This is a genomic window from Mesorhizobium sp. M7A.F.Ca.US.006.04.2.1, assembly GCF_004022915.1.
GTDB classification, from domain to species: Bacteria; Pseudomonadota; Alphaproteobacteria; order Rhizobiales; family Rhizobiaceae; genus Mesorhizobium; species Mesorhizobium ciceri.
Window position 1 is genome coordinate 1 of the sequence record NZ_RZQA01000563.1, and the last position, 4270, is coordinate 4270.

General features: G+C 63.0%; 2 protein-coding genes and 1 pseudogene. 1 reads left to right on the plus strand and 2 read right to left on the minus strand.

All coding sequences use genetic code 11. The features are described from left to right. Both EN925_RS25240 and EN925_RS25245 read right to left on the minus strand, forming a co-directional pair. A pseudogene (locus tag EN925_RS25240) lies at positions 1-546 on the minus strand (hypothetical protein); the annotation flags it as partial. A gap of 3 nt (positions 547-549) precedes the next feature. Further along, positions 550-2478 (minus strand): autotransporter assembly complex family protein, encoded by a 1929-nt coding sequence (locus EN925_RS25245; protein WP_127388396.1) that lies wholly within the window; start codon positions 2476-2478, stop codon positions 550-552. A gap of 272 nt (positions 2479-2750) precedes the next feature. Here EN925_RS25245 and EN925_RS25250 point away from each other — a divergent pair. After that, a partial coding sequence (locus EN925_RS25250; protein WP_245487292.1) for a PAN/Apple domain-containing protein occupies positions 2751-4270 on the plus strand: 1520 nt, incomplete at its 3' end.

The window sequence follows — 4270 nt, forward strand, 5'->3', positions numbered from 1 at the left end:
GGTGACGTTGAGCACCGTCTCGACCGCCAGAGGCGCGGCATCGGCCTTGAGCATGCCCCTGGCGGCAAGTTCGGCGATGCCGCTGCCGGCAAGGTCTTGGCCAAGCGCGATCTCGGGCAGGTCGATCTGCTTGATGTCGATGGAAACCGGCAGCGTCGTCGTGCCGCCGCTCGGCGCCGGCTGCGTGCTGGCCACCGGCAATCGCGCCAGCTCAATGCGCTCGGCGGCGATACGGTCGGCGCTGAAGTTTTTCGACAGCAGCGCCAGCGGCGACCAGTCGACGGCCACCTTGCGCGCCACCAGCCAGGCACCCTCGCGATCCTCCAGCACGACATGGTCGACGCTGAGGGCTCCCGACCAGATGCCGTCTATGCCGCTGACCGTGATCTTGCGGTCGTCGGTCGATGCCAGCCGCGAAATGATGCCGGCGAGATTGTCGCGGCCGCGCTCGGTCTTGGTTAGCACCACCAGCGCGCCGATCGCTCCCGCAATCACGATCAGCAGGGTGTAGAGAACAATGCGGAGGATGCGCCAGACTGTTTTCATCGCTCAGAATGCCTGTCCGATGCCGGCATAGATGCCGAAATGCGGATCGCCCGGATCGCGGTTGAGCGGCACGGCCGCGTCGATGCGCAGCGGCCCGAACGGCGTGACATAGCGCAGGCCGACGCCGGCGCCGACCTTGACATCGGAGAAATCGGGAACCGATTTGGTCGACACGGTGCCGGCATCGACGAACGGCACGATGCCGATCGTGTCGGTGATGGCGATGCGCATCTCGACCGAGGTTTCGAAGAAGGACAGGCCGCCGATCGGCTGGCCGGTGAAATCCTTCGGACCGATGCCCTGATAGGCGTAGCCGCGCACCGAACCGCCGCCGCCGGAATAGAAGCGCCGGTCGGCCGGCACATTCTGAAGCCCGGTGCCGACGATCGACCCGATGGCGACACGTTCGGCCAGCACGAACTTGGAAGCCGAATCCAGCGACTGATAGGCCGATCCCTCGCCCTTGAGCTTCAGGAAGGCCGCACCATTCAAAATGTCGTAGCTCGGCTCGGCATAGGCCAGCACCCGGAAGCCGCTGGTCGGGTTCAGGCGGTTGTCCCTGTTGTCGTAGACATATTGCAGCGGAATGCTGGCGATCAGGTATTTGTGCTTGCCGAAAGCGTCGTGGATGCGGGAATAGTCGAGCGCCACCTCGGCGGAAACCGTCTGCTTCTTGGTCAGTTCGTAGGACAGGCCGGCGCTGCCCTTGACCGAGAAATGGTCATAGGCATCAGGATGTTCGAGCACCGTCTTGACGCCGGCGAAGAACTTCGATGCCGGTCCGATCACACCGGGTTTCTCGAACATGATACCGGCATTGTAGTTGAGTTCGCCGAGATCGTTGCTGCCAATGCCGCTGATCTTGCCATCGATGCGCAGCTTCTCGGCCCGGCCGAACAAATTGCGGTGGCCCCAATAGCCCTCAAGGCCCAGCCCCTCGGTGTTGGAAAAAGTGCCGCCGACGCCGAAATAGCGTGGCTTGCGCTCGCTGACCTGGACGCCGATCGGAATGTTGCCGTCGGCATCGAGCTTGTCGGCTTCCTTGAACGTCACGCTGTTGAAGACCTCGAGCGCCAGCAACCGGTCGCGCGCATCGTCGATCTCTTGCGGCGAGTATTGCCGGCCGCGCTTGAGGCCGGTCATGTATTCGGTGAAGTCGCGGTCGACCTTCTCGGTGCCTTCCACGGTGGTCGGGCCATAGCCGGCGACCGGTCCGGCGGCGACCGTCAGCGTCACGTCGAGCGTCGAGGTGGCATGGTCGGCGACGATCTGGCGGTCCGTCACCTCTGCCAGCGGCCTGCCTTGCTCCTTCAGCGTCCGCACGATCAGCGCCTCGGCCTTGAGCACTGCGCCGGATCCGGCGTCGCCGCCTGATATCAGGCCATAATCGGCGCTCATCAGTCCTGCCGCGTCGCCTTGCAGCCTGATATTGCCCAAGGTGAATTTCGGCCCGGTAGCAATGTCGATCGCCACGGGAACCGGCTGCGGACCCTTGAATTCGGCATCCGGCGGCAAATCGTCGAGCGGCTTGCCGTCGATGGTGACGGTGACGACGCCTTCGTAGCGGGCATCGGCATAGAGCGCGGCGACAAGCTGTTCTCGGTCGCTGCGCGCCTTGGCCATCAGCCCGAGCGAGCCTGAAACCGGACGCTCCTCGTCGCTCTTCAGCGCCGTGGCATTTTCGAGCTTCTTGACCAGGTCCTTGTCCGCGTCGGGGGCATTGATGGTCACGGCGTAGCGCAGAGGATCGACGATGTCGGCCTCCTCGTCGCTGGACGATCCCCACAGCTTGATGCCGAAAAGCTCGAAAGCGGCCGCCGGGGGCGATTCGGCGACGAGCACGGTCGAGCACATCATGGCCAGCAGCAGGGCGCGCGGAAGCGCACGCCCTGGCGCGCGACCTCCTGACATCTGCTCTTCATGCGCCGGCATTAAGACAACCTAGGTTACAAAACTAAAATTGGAATGAAGTTCTGAAGCGCTCGTAAAGGGGCCACAATCCAATTGTCTGAAATAGGACGGGCTTGGAATTCACACCTTTTGCGTCGCCGCAAGAAAGCGTGATCCCCTGTCCTATGGAGGTACTACCGGTCATCGACCGGAAAGGAAACCGTTGGCAGGCGGACCCCTGCCGCGTCCTTGTGTTGACAAGCCTGACTGAAGCTTGATCATGCCCGGACGTCAGCTGTGTCTGGAGGGGTGTTATGGCAATGCGCGCGGCTCGTGGTCTTTCGATTCTGATTCTCCTGTTTTTTGCCTGGGCCAATGTCCTGGCCTGGAGCAGCGTCTCGCAGGCGGCCGAAGCCCGGCGTATCGCGACAACGGACAATTCCGATTATTTCGGCTTTGATCTCAGGTCCGACCAGAATGTGACAATCGACCAGTGCAAGACGACATGCCTGGGAGACCCGGCCTGCCGCGCCTTCACCTACAATAAAAAGGCCAAATGGTGCTTCCTCAAATCCGACTACAACCAGTTGAAAACCTTCAATGGCGCGGTCGCCGGCAAGGTCGTCAACATCGATGGCGATCCTGATATCGGCGCGCCGCCGGAACTCGCCTTCTTCCCCAACTGGATGGCCGACCAGGCCCAGCAATACCGCAACAAGCTGCTCGGCCCGGCCTATGACAAGCCGACAGAAGGCATGGCTGCCTTGCTGAGTGCCGCCGAACAGGCCGTGCTGACCGGCGACCACCGCTCCGCCATGCTGAAATACGAGGCCGCTGTCTCGGTACTGCCCGATGATGGCCAGCTCTGGCTCAACCTGGCGCGTGAAACGCTGGCCGTGCAGCCCGCCGCCAGCACATCCGAAGCTTCCACTTTGCCGACGAACGGCACTTCGGCCGCATTCAATGCCTATAAACTACTGCGCACCACCAAGACGCGCGCCGAAGTGCTGGCGCTGCTCGGCAACGGCCTCGACAAGCGCGATCTCTACCGGCCGGCGCTGCAGGCCTATGAGGCGAGCCTTGCCCTGAATCCGTCGCCGGCGGTCCAGGCCGACTATGCCGATCTGAAGGCGCGCAAGGGTTTCCGCGTTATCGACCACACCATCGACGCCGACACCAGCGCGCCGCGCATCTGCGCGCAATTCTCCGAGGATCTGGTCAAGACCGGCGTCGATTACGCGCAATTCGTCACTGTCGACAATGCACCGCCCAAGGGCGTCGAGGCCAAGGACAAGCAGATCTGCGTCGAAGGGCTGGAGCATGGCCAGCACTACGACGTCACCTTCCGCGCCGGCCTGCCGGCGGCAATCGGCGAAGTGACCGCGGCACCCGTGGTGCTGTCGATCTATGTCCAGGACCGCGCACCGTCCGCCCGCTTCACCGGTGATAGCTTCGTGCTGCCGGCCGGCGCGCGCCGTGGCATTCCGATCGTTACCGTCAACATGAACGCTGCCGAGATGAAGCTCTATCGCATCGGCGATCGTTCGCTCGCCCAGCTTCTGTCGGGCTACCAGTTCCTGCACCAGCTGGACGGCTATGACATCTCCAACATTTCCGAGCAGATGGGCGCGCCGGTCTGGCAAGGCCAGCTCGACATCGCCAATGACCTCAACAAGGAGGTCACCACCTCCTTCCCGGTCGACGAGGCGGTGCCGCAGCGCAAGCCCGGCGTCTACGTGCTGACCGCCCAGGCCGTCAACGACAAGAGCGACGACTACAACTCGATGGCCACGCAATGGTTCGTCGTCTCCGACATCGGCCTGTCGACCTATAC

What these genes read in the sequence shown, in the direction of transcription:
- EN925_RS25245 (WP_127388396.1), bottom strand. Translation starts at nt 2,478, where the DNA reads ATGCCGGCGCATGAAGAGCAGATGTCAGGAGGTCGCGCGCCAGGGCGT.